General features: G+C 52.8%; 15 protein-coding genes. 10 read left to right on the top strand and 5 right to left on the bottom strand.

Annotation, left to right across the window (positions count from 1 at the left end; translation table 11 throughout):
- Positions 1-48: 48 nt before the first annotated feature.
- Both VE954_RS40400 and VE954_RS40395 read right to left on the bottom strand, forming a co-directional pair.
- Positions 49-1,032: an ATP-binding protein gene (locus VE954_RS40400; protein ID WP_324963915.1), complete on the bottom strand. Its 984-nt coding sequence runs from the start codon at positions 1,030-1,032 to the stop codon at positions 49-51.
- A gap of 9 nt (positions 1,033-1,041) precedes the next feature.
- Entirely contained in the window at positions 1,042-1,989 is a 948-nt protein-coding gene (locus VE954_RS40395; protein WP_324963913.1) for a hypothetical protein, read from the bottom strand.
- A gap of 146 nt (positions 1,990-2,135) precedes the next feature.
- Here VE954_RS40395 and purD point away from each other — a divergent pair, with 146 nt between their 5' ends.
- The 6 genes from purD to VE954_RS40365 all read left to right on the top strand — a co-directional run bounded on the left by purD (position 2,136) and on the right by VE954_RS40365 (position 9,149).
- Positions 2,136-3,440 (top strand): phosphoribosylamine--glycine ligase, encoded by a 1,305-nt coding sequence (gene purD / locus VE954_RS40390; protein WP_324963912.1) that lies wholly within the window; start codon positions 2,136-2,138, stop codon positions 3,438-3,440.
- 4 nt (positions 3,441-3,444) lie between these two features.
- Positions 3,445-3,924 carry an AIR carboxylase family protein gene (locus tag VE954_RS40385; protein WP_324963910.1) on the top strand — a complete coding sequence of 160 codons (480 nt, stop codon included), beginning with the start codon at positions 3,445-3,447 and terminating at the stop codon, positions 3,922-3,924.
- Positions 3,917-4,567: a Maf family protein gene (locus VE954_RS40380; RefSeq protein WP_324963908.1), complete on the top strand. Its 651-nt coding sequence runs from the start codon at positions 3,917-3,919 to the stop codon at positions 4,565-4,567. The genes VE954_RS40385 and VE954_RS40380 overlap by 8 nt, the downstream gene beginning before the upstream one ends.
- Before the next feature lie 140 nt (positions 4,568-4,707).
- A complete protein-coding gene (locus tag VE954_RS40375) occupies positions 4,708-5,523 on the top strand; it encodes a hypothetical protein (protein WP_324963906.1) in 816 nt (271 codons plus the stop codon).
- A 167-nt stretch (positions 5,524-5,690) separates the two neighbouring features.
- The gene (locus VE954_RS40370; RefSeq protein WP_324963904.1) at positions 5,691-7,058 is read left to right on the top strand and encodes an MATE family efflux transporter; all 1,368 of its coding nucleotides are present in this window, start codon (positions 5,691-5,693) and stop codon (positions 7,056-7,058) included.
- A 15-nt stretch (positions 7,059-7,073) separates the two neighbouring features.
- The gene (locus tag VE954_RS40365; protein ID WP_324963902.1) at positions 7,074-9,149 is read left to right on the top strand and encodes a hypothetical protein; all 2,076 of its coding nucleotides are present in this window, start codon (positions 7,074-7,076) and stop codon (positions 9,147-9,149) included.
- Here VE954_RS40365 and VE954_RS40360 read toward each other — a convergent pair whose 3' ends face one another.
- Positions 9,150-9,476, bottom strand: a complete 327-nt coding sequence (locus tag VE954_RS40360) for a hypothetical protein (RefSeq protein ID WP_324963900.1) — start codon at positions 9,474-9,476, stop codon at positions 9,150-9,152.
- Between the two features lies 1 nt (position 9,477).
- Positions 9,478-10,194 carry a hypothetical protein gene (locus VE954_RS40355; RefSeq protein WP_324963898.1) on the bottom strand — a complete coding sequence of 239 codons (717 nt, stop codon included), beginning with the start codon at positions 10,192-10,194 and terminating at the stop codon, positions 9,478-9,480.
- Between the two features lie 312 nt (positions 10,195-10,506).
- On the opposite strand from VE954_RS40355, the gene VE954_RS40350 reads away from it, so the two are divergent.
- Complete coding sequence (locus tag VE954_RS40350) at positions 10,507-11,220, top strand: DNA/RNA non-specific endonuclease (protein WP_349263871.1); 714 nt, start codon at positions 10,507-10,509, stop codon at positions 11,218-11,220.
- Here the strand turns inward: VE954_RS40350 and VE954_RS40345 are convergent.
- A complete protein-coding gene (locus VE954_RS40345; RefSeq protein ID WP_324963894.1) occupies positions 11,217-11,744 on the bottom strand; it encodes a DUF962 domain-containing protein in 528 nt (175 codons plus the stop codon). The genes VE954_RS40350 and VE954_RS40345 overlap by 4 nt on opposite strands.
- Before the next feature lie 201 nt (positions 11,745-11,945).
- Between VE954_RS40345 and VE954_RS40340 the strand changes: the two genes are divergently transcribed.
- The 3 genes from VE954_RS40340 to VE954_RS40330 all read left to right on the top strand — a co-directional run bounded on the left by VE954_RS40340 (position 11,946) and on the right by VE954_RS40330 (position 16,799).
- Entirely contained in the window at positions 11,946-13,163 is a 1,218-nt protein-coding gene (locus VE954_RS40340) for a coproporphyrinogen-III oxidase family protein (RefSeq protein ID WP_324963892.1), read from the top strand.
- A 111-nt stretch (positions 13,164-13,274) separates the two neighbouring features.
- Complete coding sequence (locus tag VE954_RS40335; protein ID WP_324963890.1) at positions 13,275-14,759, top strand: aminotransferase class III-fold pyridoxal phosphate-dependent enzyme; 1,485 nt, start codon at positions 13,275-13,277, stop codon at positions 14,757-14,759.
- A gap of 126 nt (positions 14,760-14,885) precedes the next feature.
- Positions 14,886-16,799 carry a hypothetical protein gene (locus VE954_RS40330; RefSeq protein ID WP_324963888.1) on the top strand — a complete coding sequence of 638 codons (1,914 nt, stop codon included), beginning with the start codon at positions 14,886-14,888 and terminating at the stop codon, positions 16,797-16,799.
- Positions 16,800-16,834: the final 35 nt, after the last annotated feature.

Raw genomic sequence — 16,834 nt, 5'->3', positions numbered from 1 at the left:
TCGGGAATGGGTCCGGAGCTGTTGGTGTTGTTAGATCCTGGCCATGGATCAGGATTCCTCCGGATCATGACCTCCGCTTGACTTATAGTAAAGAGAATTCAAATCCAAGGTTGGAGGCTGTCCTCCGCCAGATTTCCCAGCCTGGGCAGGTGCCTGCTTGCGACGGCCTGGTATGGGTTTGGCCGGTTTCGGCATCTCCGTACCTGCATCCTCCATCAGACCTTTCGACCACCCGAAATATTGAACGGCCGATTGCACGGTTTCAGCGGTAATGACCCGCTGATCGCGCAGAAAAGCTTCCATAAGAGCGCCTTCAAGCAGGCTCTCAAGCCACGCAAAACTCATCGGCGCCTGGGCCATCAGATAATTATGCGCGTCGGCCCCGACGACTTTGGCTGGCAATCCTATCTGATCCAGCCGCCAGTTCAAGTAGGGAATGATGTCATTGCGCGCAAGACCCGGCATGTCGGCGAGCAGCGCCAATCGATGCTGGCAGCCTTCGGTCATCTGGATCACCTGGCTCAGACGTGGATTGCCGATCAGCACAAAGTTCACGTGATTCGCTGCGATCGACTGCACTTGGATCAGAGCCAGAATCTCATCAAGAGCTTCGGGTTCCTTGAGTTTATGCGCATCATCAATAATGACGGTCAGAATTTTTCCATGCAGACGGGATTGCTGCAAACGGGCCAATACATTGCGATTGGTGCTGGTCGCAGGATCCAGGCCTAGATATTGGGCGAGTTTCGGCAGGAGCCAGCCACTGCTCTGTTCGGTTTGCAGCAGCGAAAAGAAGGCCACATCGTGCCGGTCCTGATCGATATTGTGATAGAGCCAACGGCCAAAGGTGCTTTTGCCGTGACCCGGTGGCGTTGTGAGGACAAAGAGTGAGGCTGCTCGTTGCAACGACAGCAAGAGGCGCGAGCAAATGATTTGAGTGGGTTCCTGCCAATAAAGGCGGTCCAGGGCGATGGGCTCGTTCCATGGCAGGTTCTTCCAGCCCCAGAAAGCGAGAAATTTTTTGCTATCCATATCCGCCCCTCAGCTCGCAGCTTTATTCCATTTGTTTTGAAATTCTTCGATCAACGGCACCTGATGCGACACGGCTTTTTGAAACTTTTCCTTGTGACCTTCTGCATAAAGACAGCGGGCCAGGAATGCCGAAGCCTGCTTACGCCCATAGTCCTCGCGGACCAGAGCTTCCAGCAGCGGAATACAATCTTTTATCTGATTCAACATGAGATGAGCCTGAATCTGATCGGAAAAGAGCATGCGAGGATTGCCATGATTTTTCCGGGTCGCCGCAATGATTTTCAGCGCGGTTTCCGGCATGGCGGCTCGCAGATAGAATTCGACGAGGTTGACGATAATGCCGATATTGCGTGGATGTTCCTTCAAAGATGTCAGAAGAAGTTTTTCCACCGTTTTGAAATCGGATTGTTTCATGAGAATCTGCGCCATGCAGGGCGTGACGAGTGGCTGCAGATCCGGATCATCCTTAAGATTACCGATCAATTTGGAAAAGAGCAGATACTGCTTTTCCAAAAAGAGGCGGCGCGCTTGGTAGAGTTTGCGCAAGCTGCCCTGACTCCAACGCCGGATCAACCACTCGAAGCTGCCGATAAACGCGGCAGGATTCAGCGGAGCTTCCACGAGTTCAGGAGCCCCAATGTCTTTGATCAGAGCCGTTTCCAGTCGGTGATCCGGATGCGCGACCACGATCGTCGGTGTGATGATGGCGATGGGTTCGACGATCTGAGCACGCAAAACGAAACTCGCGGGAAGTTCGGGTGTATCGTGAATGATCAGCACCGAACAACGACCACTGGAAATCGCTTTGAAGGCTTCGACGATTTTGGCGGTTTTGACCGGAAATGCCCAGTTACGCCTTTCGAGGCGCGACGTGACCTCCTCGGAAAATGAGGCAGGATTTGCCGAAAGCAAAGCAATTTTTTGATTGTCCCAAGATGCCTGCTGCATCTGCACCATGGTGAACCCTGTCTATTTATGAGAGAGCGCGCGCTTTGTCCTATTATACCATTGGCCGGGCCCAGCTTGTGAGTGTTGACAGAGGAGAGTGTGGCCGCTAAAAGTGTGGACGCATCCGCAAAAAACCCATTTGAGGAAAACATATCATGAAAGTACTGCTAGTTGGCTCAGGCGCTCGCGAGCACGCTCTGGCTTGGAAATTACGTCAATCCAAGCTGGTTGATGACCTCCTCATCTGGCCAGGCTCCGCGGCGATGGACGCGCTCGGATCCCGATTGCCGATGGGTTTGGATGCTGGAATGGCTGATGTAGCTCGCCTGGCGCGGAATCAGGGTGTTGATTTTGTTGTGGTGGGACCCGAGCAGCCCCTGGCGGATGGTTTCGCGGATGCCTGTGCCGAACTTAAACTGCCATGCTTTGGACCGGTCGCCGCTGCGGCTCAACTGGAATCCTCAAAAGCCTTTGCCAAGGATGTGATGCAGGCTGCGGGCATCCCAACCGCGGCGTTTGCTGTGGTCCAGGGTGAGACCGCCTGCCGGCAGAAGGCCGAACAATTTTTAGCCAACTCGGGTGGCGCGGTCATCAAGGCCAGTGGTTTGGCCTCCGGGAAGGGTGTTTTTGTCTGCCAAAAACAGGCCGACATTGATGAAGGAATAGAACGCCTGTATCGATCAGGGATGGCCAAGTCGGCTGAAACCGTCGTGATCGAAGAGGTTCTGGTCGGACGCGAATGCTCATTCTTTGTTTTCCTTGGAGAAGGGCAACCAACGCCCCTCGGTTTTGCGGTGGATCATAAACGTTTGAAGGACGGTGATCAGGGACCGAATACCGGTGGGATGGGATGCTATACGCCTGTTCCCTGGCTGCCAGCGGACGCCGGCGACACCGTGATGAAAAAAGTCGTGCAGCCTTTGCTGGTTGAATTGAAAAAACGAGGCATGACCTATAACGGCTGTCTTTATGTAGGACTCATGTGGAGTGATAAAGGTCCTTCCGTTGTGGAATTCAATGTTCGCCTTGGGGATCCCGAAGCCGAGGTGCTGGCCGTTCATGATCAACGGGATTGGGCGCAATTGATTGCGGCCAAGGTCGGCCTTTTGGATGACAATCGCGAATTTGAATCCGCCGCTGCGCAGAATGCAGGCGCCTCGGTTTGCGTGGTGCTGGCCTCGCCTTGCTATCCGTATGGTGAAGGCGTGCCGCAAAAATTTGAAGTGCCGCGGGAAGTCTTTCAAAATAAGGGCGACGTGGCTCAGGTCTTTGCTGCAGCGGTTCGCGAAGAGCAGGGCCGTCTTTTAACGGGACGCGGTCGTATTCTTACAGTTGTCTCGCATGGCAAGGATTTTGTGGAAGCCCGGCGCCATGCCTATGCCACCATCAAAAAAATTGCGGCACACTGGAGCGGAGTCCAGTATCGTCATGATATTGGGTCCGTTCTGGTGGAGGGTTAAGCTTTTGCAAAAGGTTCTCATTCTGCTGGGCGCTGCGGATGATCTGAGTCTGACGGAACAGGGCCAGCACATTCTGCGGGATTTTCGCGTCAGCTATCAAATTCGTGTGGCCTCGGCGCAGGTGGCTCCGGATTACGTCAAGGACATTGTGACTTCATTTCAAAGCGAAGGTGGTCAGGTGATCGTGTGTCTGGCGTCACCTCAGGATCGGTTGGCTTCGCTGGTATCATCCCTCTGTCAACGGCCTGTTCTTCATGTCGCCGCGAGTGAGTCTCCCGTTTCCCTCGAACAGCTGCCTGGTCCCCTGCCGATCGCAACGCTGGGAATCGGTTCGTCAGGCTTTGCGCAAGCGTCCCTCTTCATTCTTCAAATTCTTGCGCTGCAGGATTCTGAGCTTTATCAGAATGGGCTGCGGCATCGGCACAGCCTCGCCGCGCGTATGATCGCTGCGGATCAAAAGCATCGGGTGACCTTTGATGTCTAAAAAAACTCAAGCCATATTCGAAAATTTTCCGTGGCACCTGGTTCTGGCCAGTTCTTCGCCGCGGCGTCAGGAGCTTTTACGCTATTTGGGTCTGCCTTTTACCATTGCTGTGCCTGCCATTGAAGAAAAGCGGCGTCTTCACGAATCGCCGCTCGATTATGTGCAGAGGAACTCGCGCGAAAAAGCGCAGATCGTTTATCAGACGTTAGCGCACGATAAACCCTGGGCTGTCATTGGTTCGGATACGATTGGTGTGCTTGATGACGAGGTGTTGGAAAAACCTTTGGACGCCGCTGATGCGAAGCGTATGCTCGAACGCATGTCAGGACGCTCGCACAAGGTTTTAACGGGTCTAGCTGTCGTATTTGGACAAGGCCCATGGGCGAGTGCCCATGGGCCTGGCCCATCGGCAGGCGTCGAACAGCGGGTAATTGAAACGGATGTGTTCTTCAAAAAACTCACCGCCCAGGAAATCTCGTACTATGTGGGAACCGGTGAGCCTTTGGATAAGGCCGGTTCCTATGGAATTCAAGGTATTGGTGGATTTCTGGTGGAAAAGATCAGCGGATCCTATTCCAATGTGGTGGGTTTGCCGCTCGTGGAACTGACAGAAATTCTACGCTGTTTACCGTCGCCCTTCTGAAGTGTCTAACATTTGATCACCGCCCCGTCCCTCTTTTCCAATAAAATCAACATGTTCAATATGCGCCGTTATGGCAAGCCCCTTGCAAGAAGGGGCTTGTGGAACTGTTGCTCTTATTCTGGAACGGAAGGACCCCTGTTATGACAAAGAAAAAAAATACCAATCCTATAGTAGCCAAGCCCCCTGTGCCGTCGGCTCCTAAAAAAGCTGCTGCCCGGAAGCCCAAAGCCAAAGCCTCGGCTGATAGTCAAATGAAGAAAACCATTCTCAGCGCGCCCCGGTCTATTAAGTTGGAAGCTGCCAGCAGTTTCATGCGGACCACTGCGTTTACACTTCAAAACAAGGTAAGAACTGCCATGACCGAACTGAGCAAAGTGGAAAGAATCAACAAGACTCCCAGTGCCCGTCTCGGTCTGAGCTATTCATCGTCGGTCCACCCGACATCGAGCGAATCGTTCTTTTCCAAGCCTTTTAACCGCTTCAAAATCGCCTTCCTTACCGTGGTGGTGATCGGTGGCATCAGCGGTTACTACTATTCCGATCGCGTCGTGGATGGTTTTAAAAGCCTTGGTGATGCTGTGACGAATGTTTCGAGTGAGAAAACCTGGGTTGATGGCATGTTGACCCAAACCAATGGCGTTCCAGAAGGTGATACGAAGGAAGGCACGCTTATGCCGCCGCGTATGATGGAAGAAACCGTAGTGCCGGTCGCGGATGAAGCGCCTGTCGCCAACGCGGCCCCAGCCAGTGATGTTATTCCAACAGAACCTACGGCGACTCCTGCGCCTGAAGGCGCCCTTGCTCCCGCTGCTGTCCCAGCTGCTGGAACGGCTTCCAAAGTGATTGCCGAACCCAAGGCACCCAAAGCGGCAAAAGCTGTCAAGAAAAGCAAGGCTGGCAAAGCCAAACAGGTGAAGACCAAAGCCAAGTCCAAGACTAAAGTGGTTCGTAAGTAAGCCAGCCTCCAGGGGTCACCTTGTGGCCCCATTTCCTCTCAATTTCGTCCTCGCCTGACATTTCTCCCACTTTCCTGAAGTCTCCTCATGTATAATCATGGCACTCGATGCCCTGACACTGAATCGGAATCAGCTGTAGGCTGGATCTCAAGGAGGCTCCATTGGAAATGCAAACCAAACGCACGGACCGCTGGAAAACTCTCCTGAGGCTGGCGTGGCCGCTTATCATCGCCAATAGCTTTTGGAACCTGCAGCTGACGATTGATCGAGTTTTTCTCGGGCAGTATTCCACCGAAGCGCTGGCTGCCGCCATGGCTGTGATGGGCGTCTTCTGGACTCCCATGGCACTTCTGCAGCAAACAGCCGCTTATTTAATGACTTTTGTGGCCCAATATTTCGGAGCCAAGGAAACCCGGATGATTGGTCCTGCCGTTTGGCAGGCTCTGTATTTAAGTGTGGCCGGCGGCCTGCTTTTCCTTGGATTGATTCCCATGGCCGACACTCTTTTCACCATGATTGGCCACTCGAGTCAGGTGCGACCGCTCGAAGTTGAATACTTTCAAGCCATCTGTTATTCGGCCTTGCCCACGGCGCTGGTCGCCGCATGCAGCAGCTTTTTTTCGGGGCTGGGTAACACACGGACGGTGATGTGGATCAACTGCGTGGGTCTGATTGCGAATGTGATCCTCGATTACGTTATGATCTTCGGAAAATTCGGTTTTCCCGCCTGGGGTGTGGCAGGAGCTGGATATGCAACGGCTTTGGCGACCTGGTGTTCGGCGATCTATGCCCTTTATCTCGTGTTCCAGAAAAAGCACGAACAGGATTTTGCGGTACGATCCGGTTGGCAGGTGAACTGGAGTTTAATGAAGCGTTATCTCCGCTTCGGATTGCCGAGTGGGCTACAATGGGCTTTGGAAGGGCTGGCTTTTACCGTGTTTCTGATCTTTGTCGGGCGGATGACCAATGGCGATGCGGCCCTGGCCAGCAGTGGCATCGTCGTCACGGTGATGATGCTGGCCGTACTCCCACCCATGGGTGTGGCGCAGGCTGTGTCCATTCAATTAGGGCAATACCTGGGCGATAAAAAAGCCGATCTTGCCGAAGCCTGTACCTGGAGCGGCCTGCAGCTGTCCCTGATGTATATTTTCACAGTCGGGTTGACATTTCTTTTGTTCCCGCACTTCTACCTGAATTGGTTTCACAATCCCACTCAGCAGGATCTTTGGAATCAAGTCAGCATCATTGTGCCCTATCTCCTGATGTATGTCGCCCTTTTTACCTGCTTCGACAGTATGAACCTGATTTTTTCCTTCGCCCTTAAAGGCGCAGGTGACACGCGGTTTGTGACTCTGGTAGCCTTGACCGTTCCCTGGCCTTTGATGGTAGCTCCCACCTGGTTCATAAAGGACTGGGATGGTGCGGTCTACTGGGCCTGGGGTGCTGCCAGTTTTTATATCATTTTCCAATCCTTTATCTTTTTAGCAAGGTTCAAAGGTGGAAAATGGAAGAGCATGAGCGTGATTCACGGCTGAAGGAATGATGGGCTAATGGCAAATATTTTAAACAAGGTCTTTGAACTTTTTTATCAATCCTCGGCCAAGCAGGATTTGTCCTACATCCTGGCCCAGGCGCGACCCCAATCCAGCCTTGAACAAAGGCTGGATTGGATGGAAATGCTGATGACCTGGCTGCGATCCCCAATCAAGCCGGGTGAAGCCGAACAGCCACCGGGTTACGCACCTGTGGTCCGCATGAAATTCCTGCTGCAGCTCCTCGAACGTCACCCGGAGTGGAAAACGCCGGTGGCCCAGGTATGGGCCAGTTTTTTTAACAAGACGCATGGATTTAATCTTTTCGCTTATGTCGGACTTTTGGAAGGCAAAGGCTTTGTCGATCAGGTAACGGACCTGATGGTGGAGCGCCTCCTGCCCCTATCCAAAGAGGACGATGACCTGACTGGGCTGATCACGCGGGTCTTTGAGCATGAAACCGATGCGGATTGGGTGAACGCTTTACCCGAATCGACCTTGATGGAGGTGCGCGCGCTCATCGAAGGTGCCTCGCCCCTGGGGCCCGGGCTTTGGAAGCCGCTGTTTGGTGATCTGATCGATGCCCTGCATATTCTGGCCATTCAAATTGCAGCCATGGGCACGTCGCAGTCCCTTTGGATCCGACTCGGAACCCATTCACCGTCCGCCCTCGCTTTTGTTCGCCTGCAGGATGCTGTACGGACTCTGGCTGATTATCTGCGATCTGACCGAGTGATCGCAGCCGAAGTGTTGCCGTTTTTCGAGCAGGTGCAACAAGATATTACCCAGTCCTATTCTTCGTTGAATCAGGTCATTGAATGCCTGCAGAAAACCGGCGTGAACATGGGGCTGATCTTTCGGTTGCAGCACCAGACTTTGCTTTTACAAAGGCTGCAGGTGCTGATCGATTGCCTGCAGTCGAGGTATTCCGGTCCGGAGATGGCAGGCCTGAAGCTGCTCCTTTCTGAATTGATTCACGCGGCGGCCAGTCATCGCAATGTGTCCTCGCTTTTTCAAGGCAACATTCAGCTGCTGGCCTTGCGTGTGGTGGAGCATGCAGGAACTTCAGGGGAACATTATATTACCCGCACCCGCAAGGAATACTGGCACATGCTGCGCTCGGCGGCAGGTGGTGGCATCCTTACGGTGGGAACGAGCTGGCTCAAATACGCGGTTGCACGCTCGAAAGCTCCAGCTTTTATTGAAGCGTTAGCCCATTGGCTCAATTTCTCCAGCAGTTTTCTTTTGATGCAAGCCTTGCATTTTACCCTGGCCACCAAACAGCCCTCGATGACAGCGTCCGCTCTCGCTAAGAAACTGTCCATGGGCAAGGGTTCGGACAAGGGTTTGGCGCTGGCCTCAGAAATACGAATGATCGTGCGTTCGCAGCTGGCCGCCGCGGTGGGAAATATTGGATTGGCCATCCCCACAGCGTTTTTGGTCGCGTGGATCGTCATGAAGTTGAATGGAAAGCCGCTTTTTACCATGGATTTTGCCACCTATTCCGTGGAGTCCCTGCATCCTTTCAAAAGTCTGACTCTGCTTTATGCCGCCATGACTGGCGTTTTGCTCTGGGTGTCCAGCCTGATCGCGGGTTGGGTGGAAAACTGGGTGGCCTTCCAAAAGATACCCGATCGGTTGCGGGATAATCGTCGGCTCAAGGTGGCTTTTGGCGCTCATTCCGGGGGGTATTGCGCTGATTTTTTAACCCGGAATATTTCTGGAATCGCAGGCAATATCACATTGGGATTTTTACTGGCCATGCTGCCTTTTGTCGGCCGCATTATGGGTTTGCCGATGGACGTGCGACATGTGACGCTGTCGTCGGCGCAGCTGGCGATTTCAGTTTATTCGGGGGTGGATCATCTTTCACGATCAGCCATTGCCTGGGCGGCGTTGGGAATAATTTGTACCGGACTGCTGAATTTTGGGGTTAGCTTCTGGCTGGCGCTGTCTGTGGCCACACGCGCGCAGAGGGTTCGAAAGACGGTGAAAAGAGCCGTTTTGAAGCAGTTTTTCCATCTGTTCCGCACGCAGCCGCTCAGCTTTTTCGTGCCGACCGCGAAGAGTGTGGAAGAAAATTCCACGCCCTGATTATGGCTCGGTCTTCAGGGCGGCATCGATGGTCAGCACCGCAATATCGATGTTGTCGTCGGGGTTGTCATCGAGATTTTTATATTTCCATTTGATGACGATCGTCTTATCACCGATCTTGATTTCGGCTTCGCCGTAAACCCAGAGGCGCATCAAAATACGGCGAACCACCTCCGGATCAATCTGAATGGGATGCTTGAGTATGGCTTGAATCTCTTCCGTAATTTCCTCGATCAAACCGCCAATTCCTGTGCCTCCCGACATGCCGCCGGAGACAGCCGGAGTTGAGATCATAAACGCGCAGACAATCGCCCACAGATATCGCATTCTATACCTCATCATTCCGGGACATGACCCTGGTTGCCACATAGCTGGCTGCGATCATGACATCACCTTCGTTGGTTCGGGCGATGTGATCACATTCCATATAGCAATCAAGGATTTTGTTTTTGATACGCTCAAAGCTGTCATTGTTTACATTATAGACCATATACCGTTTGATTGTCTGGTCATTTGGCGGCAGTTCGGCGATATATTTCGCAGCCTCGCTGCCAATTCGTTTGCTCTCCACATAGAGCACGCTTTGATTAATATTCACGCGGTAAACGCCTGGGGTTTTTTCCACCAGCACGCCTTCCTCGATCATCATCTCAAATTCGGAAAGTCCAAATGCACCCAGCAGCGACTCCACACGTGATTTGGTCGCGCCGATCGTGAGCCCCAAAGCCATGATCCAGAAGCTTTCCCGGCCAATGAGCCGAGCCATGATATCCTGGCCCGCCAGCGAGGATTTATCGGTCACCCTTTTATAGAAGGCTTTGATGGATTCATTTTCTTCAAAGTAGGCGACCGTCTCATCCAGGGTCGAAACCAGATTGAGGATGGCCATGGCATTTTCAACTGACGGTATCGACTCTCTCTGCAGGATGCGTCGCAGAGTTGGATACGGCACTCCAGAAAGACGCGTGAGGAGTTGAATTGTCCGGCGCGAACTGCTGGAAAGCCATCGTTCGATGTAATCGACCAAAAGATCCGCTTTAGACATGATTCCCACCACCATTATTTTTGCGAAGCTGCCTGCCGTGTGCATTGGGTCAACGCCATGGAGAAGGCCGGAGCAAAAATTCATCTCATTTGGTATTCAGAGAACTTACCTGATTGATAAAACGAAGGGAAGTTGAAGTCTTCTTATTCGACACCAATTGCATTTCCAAGAATGGTTCTCTTCAAAAAAGATTATTCGGAGATTTTACAAATCTTTTTTCTTCCAGGCTCGCCGTCATATATACTTCCATACGTAGTTAATTGTGATTAACCGAGGGGGTAGAGCGTGGTTCTCAAACTCAGTATGATGGCTATGGCCTGGCTTTTGACCGGATCGATCCTGGCCGCAAACGTTGTCACATTAAAAAAGGAAGCGTTCACCCTCACCTATGACTGCGATCAGCGCAGTGCCTTGCGCTATGACTACACACTTAACAAAGACACAGGCTCCGCATCGCGGCCCAATTCCTACTATCCTGATCCCGATCTTCCTGTCGGCTGTGAGGGACAGTTCAGCGGGCGTGCTTATGCCAGCGTTGTCGCAGGCTGGGATCGTGGTCATCTGGTGACGTCCAATCATATGGACCGCAGCGCCAACTCCATGAAGCAGGCCAATTACATGAGTAACATCGCACCTCAGGCGTCAGGCTTCAATCAGGGCATCTGGGTCGATGCGGAAAATGTTGCGGAATGTTATCGCGATGTCGCGCCGGTCCGCGTGGTGGGCGGATTGGTTTATGACGACCCGTCGAATGATTTTTTTCTGGAGTCGCATGGGATCGCCACGCCGGAATATTTCTGGAAAGTGATTCTGACCTCTGAACCCAAGACCGGTGCCCAGAAGGCGATTGCATGGCTGATTCCCAATACGGATGACGTGGGGGAATTGGATGAGTACATTCTGAGTATCGAAGAGTTGGAAGATCGGGTGGGAGTCTCGCAGGTGGATATCAGCGTCAGCGCTGCCGTTAAAGCGATGAAACCAACCCGCACCTGGAGTCTGCCGGGGAATTGCAATCCGAGTTAACGCGTCTCAACGTTTTTGCCGACCCGGGTTTTACCAGCCCGGGCTTCAATTTCCTTATGAAGCGCAGCGCGACCACCCAGGGCAAATACAAGTTCTGCAGCCACAAACAGTGGGCCGATAATCAGTCCCATCAGATCATCCACAAATGCAGGTTTTTTGCCTTCCCAAATATGTCCAACCGTTTGAAAAATCCAACCCACAACAAAAAACCCAATGCCCCATGTCAGCCAGGTGCTGGTGGAATCCATGGCCAGAGGTGCCGCCAGTTTCAGCATGCTCACCAGAATGATGCACATGAAAAGCCCGAGGGGAATGTCGAGCGACAGATAATAAAGACCCACTACAATCGAGGCAAAAAGGGCTGGAGTGACAGCAATCACTGTATCCGTCATCCAAAGAGGACGTGAAAGAAGCAGGACGACCCCGAACAGAATCATGGGAATTCCGATAAAATGCGTTCCAATGTTGCGGCGATCACGATGATAAGAGGCATAGGTGGCGAGTTGATCCGTCAGGTTTCTCATAATTTTAAACCCCCATGTGGTTGTGCCTTCTGAAGCGCAGGGCGCCTTGAAGAGGAATCTCGTGGTGCTGTCGATCCAGTGTTGCTGTTACGCTCTTAACATTCCCTTTCCAGACTGCCCATTTAAAATTTCGTGAAAATACCTGTTGCATTTCCGCTCTTAACCAAGCAATTTAGGCGCGGCCAAAGAAAGGAATTGAGCTTGAACCAACTTCCAGCCTCGATCGGGCTTTATCTTCATATCCCGTTTTGCACGCGAATCTGCCATTACTGCGACTTTGTGAAGACAGCGCGTTTTACGGCGAACGATCCGACGTCGTATTTGCAAATTCTCCAGCAATATGCAGAGACGTGGCTTCCCCTCATCGCGCAGGAATCGCCGGGAGGACTTGAGGTTCGAACCTTATTCTTCGGCGGCGGCACACCTTCGCTGCTGGATGCGGCCTATCAACCTTTGATGGAAAGTCTGCGTCCCTGGTTGCGCAAAGACGCTGAAATCTCGCTGGAAGCGAACCCTGAGCATGTGACCCAGGAACGACTCGCGATCTGGGCCGGCCTTGGTATCAACCGTCTTTCGCTCGGTGCGCAATCATTTCAAGCGCGCGGTTTGAAGTTTCTTACGCGGGAACACAGCCCCGAGAAGGCACGGGATGCGGTCCGGATGGCAACGGCGATCATTCCCAATGTGAATATTGATTTGATTTATGGTTGGCAGGATCAGGACCTGAGTGACTGGGAGCGGGATTTGGCCGAGGCCACAGCGCTGGACATTCAGCACTTGAGCCTTTATACCCTCACCTACGAAGGGCGTACACCCATGGCCCGCATGCATCGGCGCGGAGTTCTGGAAGCGCTGCCCGATGATCGGCTGGAGTCCATGTATCTTATGGCTTGTCAGACGCTGCGGGATCAGGGTTGGGCCCATGAGGAAGTTTCCAACTGGCATAAGCCAGGCTTTGCGAGTGTTCATAACAGTATCTATTGGCACTCGGGAAGCTATTTGGGCTTGGGTAATGGTTCTCATAGCTTTTTGGACGGGTATGGAGGACCCTGGGGAACACGATGGTCTCAGGATCCGAATCTGCGCTGGCTTCAGGAAGGTCAAAAAATCCTGAACGATGCCTCGTCTCTGGATGCTATCTTTAATATGCCGGGAGTGCATAGGGAGACCGCGCGAGCCGCGCCCGAGTGGCTTTTGGAAGTGGTTTCCTCTGGTATACGCACCATTCAGGGAATCAATGTTAATGCAATATGCGTGAAAACTGGATATAATTTCCGGCCGAGACCCTCCATCGAACAGGCCCTCCGACAAGGACTCATGTGTCTTGGCCCTGATGGGTCCCTGACTCTCAGGGAAGAGGAATGGTATCGGGAAACCGGATGGGCACTGGAGGCCTCTCTCTCCTTTGTTGCTCCCTAAGCCTATAATAAAGGTACAGAAACCGAAGCCTATGCGGACGGGTTTCCCGACTGTCGATATTGAACAGGGCCGCCCGGCGATCGCGGCCATCAGATAAGTGAAGGAGTAGTCATGGAGCCAATGAAAAAACTGCAGGAGATGCGCCGCGAGACGGGCGAAAAACAGACCACAGGTCTGGATGATAAAATCATCGAAGCCTTCTTGCGAACGGATAAGCAACTCGCAGAAGCGGTCGAGGGTGCTTATGCTGAATTTGTGAAGCTGAAAGTCGAGTTCGGCAACAAACTGCAGATGAAAGAAACCGAGCTGATTGACTACCTTCAAAGTGATTTTGTGAACTTCTATGAAGCCGACGCGGTCAATCCCTATGTGGCGCTCTATGCAGCCGGTCCCTGGGTGATTACCTCGCACGGTGCGGTGCTGCATGATTCCGGTGGCTACGGCATGCTGGGTTTTGGGCAGTCACCTCCCAAAATTCTCGAAGCCATGAGCCGGCACCATGTGATGGCCAACATCATGACCGCCAACTTCAGCCAGAAGCGCTTGACCGATCGTTTGAACCGCGAAATCGGTCACAACCGTTCGGATAAGAAGCCGGTATTTTCCCGCTATCTCTGTTTGAACAGTGGTTCCGAAGCGGTGACTGTTGCCGCTCGCCTGGCCGACCTTAAGGCCAAGAATTTGACCGATCCCGGCGCCCGTTATGCGGGTCGCAAGATCTATATGCTGTCGATGAAGGGCAGTTTCCACGGTCGTACCGAACGCCCGGCCCAGGCCTCGGATTCCTCGGCCAAGAATTATCAAAAGCTCGCGACCTTCCGCGAGCAAAAGCTGATGACGGTGGAGCCCAATAACATCGACCAGCTGCGCGAAGCTTTTGCGGAAGCCGAGAAAAAAGGCATCTTCATTGAAATGACGCTGATTGAACCCGTGATGGGCGAAGGCAACCCCGGTGTGGGCATTACGCGCGCGTTTTATGACGAGGCGCGACGCCTGACCAAGGAACACGGTTCGCTCTTTATGGTCGATTCCATCCAGGCTGGCTTGCGCGCGCAAGGCTCGCTCAGCATCTGTGATTATCCTGGCTTTGAAAACTGCGAAGCGCCGGACATGGAAACGTATTCGAAAGCCGTGAATGCCGGGCAGTACCCCCTGTCGATTCTCGCCTTGAACAGCCATGCGGCCGAACTTTATCAGCGCGGCATCTATGGCAATACGATGACCACCAACCCACGCGCCCTGGATGTAGCCTGTGCGGTTCTGGACTCCGTCACACCCGAGCTGCGAAAAAATATCCGCGAGCGCGGCAAGGAATTTTTGGATCGCTTCCGTCAGCTGCGTGAAGAGTTTCCCAATGTCGTGACTGATGCCACGGGCACCGGCCTTCTTTGTGCTCTGCACCTGAATCCCGAAGGCTATAAAGTGGTCGGGAAAAAAGGTGTCGAAACCTGGCTGCGTGAGCAGGGTATTGGTGTGATTCACGGCGGCAAGAACGCCCTCCGTTTCACTCCGCATTTTCTGATCACATCGGCCGAGATTGATCTGGTGATTGCCAAGATCCGTGAAGCGCTCAAGCGCGGCCCCATCTACAGCTAAGAATAAGGCCTTTCTTACCAAGAGTAAGAGAGGCCTTTAAGCTCCTGACCGCATTCCTTTTTTCGACCCTTCATCAGAACACTTCCCACCCAACCGATAAGAATTCATGCCCAGGGGGAAGTTGCCTTGCGATCCATACTACTAGGATTGTTCATTGGTCTCGCGGCCTGCAGTGAAAACCGCAGTGGCCCCAGTGCGCCCGATGAATGCAGTGGTGAGACTTGTCTGGAACCTTTCAGCAACAGTGACCAATCGTCGACTCTGCAGCTGGAACAAACCTATACTCATTCGCATGATATTCTGGTGAGCTGGGATGAAATTCCTGGGATCACCGAATACACCCTGGATCTGGCTGAAGATGAGGCCTGCCTTCTTCCCAAAAAGACCCTGTCTGTTACCGGTCTCTCTGTCCATCTCATCGATCTGGAAGAGGGCGTCTGGTATCTGTGCCTGAAATCATCGCAAGGCTTGCCGGTTGGCAGCAAAAGTCAGCTGCTGGTCGTGGATCGTCAAGGACCCGCACTTGATGGAGCCTTGGAGCAAAATTTGACCTCGGGAGGTCAGCCCGCGCTTGCGATTCAGGATCGTACGGAAACCCAATGCCGTTGGACCACCAATGATGATCGACTCAAGATTGTGCAGCCGGGCACTCTCCTGAGTACCTTTACCATTGAAGCTTCTGGCACTTATCCCGCGACTTTGATTTGTGAAGATCTCGCGAACAATAGCAGTATTTTTAGCTTAACCTTGAATGTTGCGGTTGGAGCGGCAGCCCTGGGTCCAGCACCTGCGGATGTCGTTTCGTTGGCGGCCACGCCTGCTGTGAACTCTGTGAGTTTGAGTTGGGCCGATGGCGGCGGTGCCCAGTCCTATCTTGTGCTCGCGTCTTCGTCACCCATCACGGCCACACCGTTGAATGGGATGTTTTACAGCGTGGGATCGCTGCTGGGTGGTGCGACGGTCAAGGCTGTCAGCAATGCCACAACTTTGGTCGATACCAGTCTTCCTGGGAATACGACTCGTTATTACAAAGTGTTTGCGGCATCGACCACAGGTCGTTATGCAGCTGGCGTTGCGGTGACCGCCACGCCTATTGCCAATAAGGTTTTGAAGAGCAGCTTCACCCGTAATGGTCTTCTCGCCTACTCGGAAGTTCTTGGAGTTCGGACATCTGGCAATTACAGCTACGTGTGTCGAGGGGTGGCGGGCCTTTCCATTGTGAATGTCAGCAGTCCGGCTAATCCTACTCAGACGGGCTTTATTAGTATGGGAAATACTTCTACATCGGGCTGGTGCTCAGATGTTAAAATCGTCGGCAATTATGCGTATGTGGCCAACTGGGATAAAGGCCTTATCGTTGTTGATGTCACCAATCCCGCAGCGCCTGTGATGAAGGACTCGTTTCCCTTAACCAACGCCTCTGTGGTTTATGTCGAAGGCAACTTCGCCTATGTTGCCGTCGAAGATAATGCCCGCGGTGGCGGCCTCGCTATCATTAACATCAGTAACCCTGATGACATCACTCAAAGCAGTTTTACGCCTAGTAGCGGCCACGGGGCCGGCATCTACAAAATAGGCAACTTTGTTTACCTCACGCATCGCGATACAGGAACGTTCAAAGGCCTTAAGATTTACGACGTGACCACTCCGGTTTCACCTTCTCTCGTGCGCACCATCTCGCGTCCCTCGATGGAGGATATTGATGTCCGGGATAATCACGCTTACATAACAGTCGGGTCAGCTGGTTTGGAAATTTTTGACGTGAGCACACCGGGCAACCCCATCAGTCGGTCCACTATCGCCACGACGGGCAATGGTGTGGTTCTGGGTGTGAGCGTTGTGGATAACCATGCCTTCGTCACCGACTATACATTTAGTAAAATGTATGCGATTGATGTCAGCAACAAGACAGCACCTACTCTTGCCCGCTCGTATTCGGCCAATAACGGAACTCTCTACCTGCATGTGAACGGCGGTTTTGTTTATATGACCGTTGAAAACCGTGGCCTCGAAATCATCGAAGTCTTCCAATTCCTATGAGCCTGGTGCTATCCACAATCCTGCACAAGACGGCC

Source organism: Oligoflexus sp. (assembly GCF_035638955.1).
Taxonomy (GTDB): Bacteria; Bdellovibrionota_B; Oligoflexia; order Oligoflexales; family Oligoflexaceae; genus Oligoflexus.
The sequence above is the reverse complement of the archived record's forward strand: the minus strand, read 5'-3'. Positions and strand labels throughout refer to the sequence as shown.

Coding starts and splice junctions, on each gene's coding strand:
- VE954_RS40400 (WP_324963915.1), bottom strand. CDS start 1,032: ATGGATAGCAAAAAATTTCTCGCTTTCTGGGGCTGGAAGAACCTGCCA.
- VE954_RS40395 (WP_324963913.1), bottom strand. CDS start 1,989: ATGGTGCAGATGCAGCAGGCATCTTGGGACAATCAAAAAATTGCTTTG.
- purD (WP_324963912.1), top strand. CDS start 2,136: ATGAAAGTACTGCTAGTTGGCTCAGGCGCTCGCGAGCACGCTCTGGCT.
- VE954_RS40380 (WP_324963908.1), top strand. CDS start 3,917: ATGTCTAAAAAAACTCAAGCCATATTCGAAAATTTTCCGTGGCACCTG.
- VE954_RS40375 (WP_324963906.1), top strand. CDS start 4,708: ATGACAAAGAAAAAAAATACCAATCCTATAGTAGCCAAGCCCCCTGTG.
- VE954_RS40370 (WP_324963904.1), top strand. CDS start 5,691: ATGCAAACCAAACGCACGGACCGCTGGAAAACTCTCCTGAGGCTGGCG.
- VE954_RS40365 (WP_324963902.1), top strand. CDS start 7,074: ATGGCAAATATTTTAAACAAGGTCTTTGAACTTTTTTATCAATCCTCG.
- VE954_RS40360 (WP_324963900.1), bottom strand. CDS start 9,476: ATGCGATATCTGTGGGCGATTGTCTGCGCGTTTATGATCTCAACTCCG.
- VE954_RS40355 (WP_324963898.1), bottom strand. CDS start 10,194: ATGTCTAAAGCGGATCTTTTGGTCGATTACATCGAACGATGGCTTTCC.
- VE954_RS40350 (WP_349263871.1), top strand. CDS start 10,507: ATGGCCTGGCTTTTGACCGGATCGATCCTGGCCGCAAACGTTGTCACA.
- VE954_RS40345 (WP_324963894.1), bottom strand. CDS start 11,744: ATGAGAAACCTGACGGATCAACTCGCCACCTATGCCTCTTATCATCGT.
- VE954_RS40335 (WP_324963890.1), top strand. CDS start 13,275: ATGGAGCCAATGAAAAAACTGCAGGAGATGCGCCGCGAGACGGGCGAA.